Raw genomic sequence first — 4,310 nt, 5'->3', positions numbered from 1 at the left:
GCGATATTGGCAGCGGCACTGATGTTGTCTTCGTCAATTAACGCTTGCATTTGATCTAAAACGGCGTTGCTGGGTGGCACACCAGCCAATCTATCATGAATGCGTTTGGCTTGTTCTCTTGAACCCGAATGAGCCTGTAAAGTGATGAATAAAAGGACAAAAGCAAATGTCCGATGAATAGCGATTTTCCTTCCGCCAATTTGGGTGATAGGTAAATTCAAATTGGAGCTCCTCTTACAGCCAGTAACAATTTATTTGGCTTAGTATGGGTTTTAGCCAAAAAACATCTGAATAACAATACAATTGATAGCAGTTAGGTTTACTAATCTATACCTAAAAGCAGTATTTAGATTGATTGGGCGTTATTAATGTGCGTAATTTACATTGTAATAGTACAATTGAAAGCGATAGCACAAATTACGCCAAATAATTTAAAGTGTTACTACATCGGCGCTTGCAGCCATATTCTTAAAATTGGGTTGATGAGAAATAACCATTACTGTTACCTTTCCACTACTTTTTATTTATGAATCGAGTCTGTTTTTGTACATAGGGTTTGTATTGAAAGTTAACTAAATCTTTATTTATCAAATAGTTAAAATGTTTTTAGCTGACGTGTTTATGTGTCTGTCATTTGATACACTCATCTATTAATTGATTTTGACTAAAATTTTCTTAATTTTGGACAAGTCATTGAGACCAGAGTATTCGTGGCCTATGCAAAAAGGTATTTAATAATATTCCTATTGATGAATATGAAAATTGCCCAATAAAGCCTTTAGTGCGAGTATCTATGGCCTAATAATAGGCAAAAGGTAGCTGCCAATAGACAGTTTTTGCGTGTGTCTATTACTGTTAACCTAGCTTAAATAAATTTGTTTTATTAACTAGAGCGACATTACCTTGAATTACTTGTCATTACTTAACTTTAGCCCATTTAGTGTGAAGCGAGCCATCGCTTTTCTGCTTACTGTGAGCCTAATAGGTTGTGGTGGCGATCAAATTCTATCGGCCGAGCAAGAACCCGACCCTGTAGTAGTGGATGTACCCATTGCTTATATCAAGCGACCAGCGCCATTAGATGAAAATGACGAATTAATCACTGAAGATTTAAGAGTTCCCAATCAATTTATCCCCGGTGCGCAGTTATTTGTTAAACCAAGAGCGTCTGCCAACGCTATCCAAGTCAACATTACCGATAGAGCGTTTTACACAGAAGAACAAATCTTAGGCGCCACCGAAATATCGCCTTTGGCCGGTTATGACGTCAAAGACTTAATGGTTTCATATGATGGCAACTTTTTGTTATTTGCGATGCGCGCGCCTGAAATTGAAGATGCTGATGACGACGAGCAACCCACCTGGAATATATGGGAATATGACCTTGCAGCAGACATCCTAAAACGAATTATTGGTTCTGACTTAGATGCTGAATTTGGACAAGATACATCACCTGCCTATTTACCCGATGGTCGAATTATTTTTAGCTCCACCAGACAACAAGCCAATCAAGCCTTATTGTTAGATGAAGGCAAACCACAATATCAAGCACTGGATGAAAGTCGCCGCGAGTTGGCATCTGTTATCCATGTTATGGATGCTGATGGCAGTGATATCCAGCAAATATCTTTCAATCAAAGTCACGATCTAAACCCTATGGTGCTCAGTTCAGGCAAAATCTTATTTAGCCGCTGGGATAATATGGGCAATAACAACAGCATCAATATCTACCAAATGAACGCTGACGGCAGTGGCCTAGAAATCGTTTATGGTAGACATAGCCATAATAGCGAACTTAGCAATCAACCCATACAATTCACGCAAATCGCAGAACAACCCAATGGCCAGTTATTAGCCGCCTTAGGATCTTTTACAAATAGCGATTGGGGCGGCGAATACGTTAACATTGATATTGCCAATTATATCGATAACAACACTGCCATCGCGTCGCAAAGTGGACTAACAGGGCCTGCCCAACAATCGGCGTTGTTCGAGAATGTAACTATCGATGGCAACATTTCTCCCGGTGGAAAATTTGCTGCGGTATACCCCCTTTGGGATGGCAGCGAAAGAATGTTATTTAGTTGGAGTCAATGCCGAATATATGACGCTACACAAGAATTAGCGGAAGGTGAGGTGCGTACCATTTTACCTTGTGATGAAGACAGTTTGGCAGACCCTATGACAGAATCTGCCCCGTCTTTGTTTGGTATTTGGATGTATGACCCGCTTGAAAACACCCAGTTGGTGATCAATGTTCCCGAAGAAGGCCAATATTATACAGATGTGGTTGCCATGCAGCCTCGTGCATTCCCTGCAGACTCACAACAAGCTGAAGTATTTGAGCAAGACCTAGCTAACAAAGGCTTAGGTAGAGTTCATATTAAAAGTGTCTATGATTTTGCTGGCGTTGACACTACTCCACAAGGCATAGCGGCTATGTCTAACCCCGCTCAAACCCCAGCTAGTGAGCGACCAGCCAGATTTTTACGGGTGGTAAAAGCAGTGTCAATTCCCACCCGAGAGGTACGCGATTTTGATAATTCGGCGTTTGGTCGCAGCCGCAATCAATTGATGCGCGAGATTATTGGATATGTCCCCATTGAACCCGATGGTTCAGTAATGTTTGACGCCCCCGCTAATGTACCTTTGGCATTTAGTATTTTGAATGCACAAGGTAGACGCATCAGTGCTAGACATCAAAACTGGCTACAACTAGCCAGCGGTGAAGTGCGAATCTGCAATGGTTGTCATACTCGAAATAGCGAAGCGCCACACGGTCGCGCCGATGCCGAAGCAGACAGTATCAACTTAGGTGCCGCCTCAACAGGCAGCCCTTTTCCTAATGCCAATCCAGCGTTATTTGCCGATTTGGGTGATACCATGGCGCAAACAGCAGGCAGAATTAATGGTGTGAACTATCCCGCCGCCGATATTGTTTTTAGCGATATTTGGAGTAATCCTAACGTTCAAACCCCTGAAATGGGTTTTGAATATAGTTATTCAGACTTACAAACACCTTTACCCGTCACCGCAGCCTGTGCCTTAAATTGGACCAACTTGTGCCGTACTCAAGTGCATTTTCCAGAGCATATTCAGCCAATATTTTCATTAGATAGAAAAATCTTTGATGAAGATGGTGTGGTTTTACTGTCAGATCACAGTTGTCTTAGTTGCCATACGCCAGAAGGAGAAGATGGGTTAGCACAAGTACCAGCAGCACAATTGGACTTACGCGCCTCTATTTCAACAGACAATACTAACTTTCTGACTAGCTATCGTGAATTGATGTTTACTGACAACGAACAAGAACTAGTTGAAGGTACTTTACTCGACAGACTGGTGATAGTCACCGATGAAAATGGCGACACTGTATTTGAAGTAGACGAAGAAGGCGAACTGATCCTAGATGCAGAAGACAACCCTATACCAGTTACTCGCACCGTTGGCGTGGCAAATAGTATGTCGACAGGTGGTTCCCGAGCTAGTAATAGATTCTTCAACCCATTTAACATTGGTGGTAGTCATGCTGGGTGGCTCACGCCGGTGGAATTAAAGTTAATATCAGAGTGGTTAGATATAGGTGGTCAGTATTACAATAACCCTTTTGAAGCACCTTTAAACTGATGATATTGATGTTAAAACAGCTAATTGAACGTTTTGTAACCCCACTTAGATTGATGTTATGGATTTGCCTGACATCAACAGTATTAATGTCAGTTGCTAGAGCAGATGAAGTGATTCAAGTGCAGGTCAAAGAACCTTATATTGAATTTCATTCGGGGCCTGCTGGTGGATTTCCTGTAATTCATGTTGCTGAAAAAGATTAATGGATTACGGTTTTAAAACGCCGTACCAACTGGTTTAAAGTTGAAACCAATAAAGGGCTCCAAGGTTGGATAAAACAACAAGCATTGCATTTAACATTAAGCAGTACCGGGCAAGCCGTTAAATTAGCCGATGGTTCGTTTGATTCATTTGCACAGCGTAATATTGAGTTTGGTGCTTTGGGTGGTTCGTTTGAAGGGGTGCCTGCAATGACGGTATTCGCTGATTGGATTGCCACCGAAAACCTCAGTGCTGGGGTAAGTATTTCTCAGGCATTGGGTGATTTATCAGAAAATCAGTTTTTTTTAGTGCGAGTGCAACATTCGGCTTTTCCAGAATGGCAGTTGTCACCTTATGTAACTTTAGGTGCAGGGCAAATTCGCACTAAACCAAGAGCAAACTTAGTGCAAAGTGGTGACGAAGCTCGCACCAGTGACTTACTGGCTGCAGGCTTAGGTGTGCGTTATTACCTGGGCCAAAAT

At 41.9% G+C, this 4,310-nt stretch carries 2 protein-coding genes and 2 pseudogenes; 3 read left to right on the top strand and 1 reads right to left on the bottom strand.

The features are described from left to right. Nucleotides 1–221, bottom strand: a pseudogene (locus tag Q0688_RS03195) (hypothetical protein); the annotation flags it as partial. 682 nt (nucleotides 222–903) lie between these two features. Here Q0688_RS03195 and Q0688_RS03190 point away from each other — a divergent pair. The 3 genes and pseudogenes from Q0688_RS03190 to Q0688_RS03180 all read left to right on the top strand — a co-directional run. Further along, nucleotides 904–3,627, top strand: coding sequence for a hypothetical protein (locus Q0688_RS03190; protein ID WP_299073113.1), 2,724 nt, complete (start codon nucleotides 904–906; stop codon nucleotides 3,625–3,627). An 8-nt stretch (nucleotides 3,628–3,635) separates the two neighbouring features. Continuing rightward, nucleotides 3,636–3,830, top strand: a complete 195-nt coding sequence (locus Q0688_RS03185; RefSeq protein WP_299073111.1) for a hypothetical protein — start codon at nucleotides 3,636–3,638, stop codon at nucleotides 3,828–3,830. 84 nt (nucleotides 3,831–3,914) lie between these two features. Further along, nucleotides 3,915–4,310 (top strand): annotated as a pseudogene (locus tag Q0688_RS03180) (SH3 domain-containing protein); the annotation flags it as partial.

The sequence above is a fragment of the uncultured Paraglaciecola sp. genome, from assembly GCF_937123705.1.
GTDB lineage: Bacteria > Pseudomonadota > Gammaproteobacteria > Enterobacterales > Alteromonadaceae > Paraglaciecola.
This window is presented reverse-complemented; position numbering and strand designations above follow the sequence as displayed.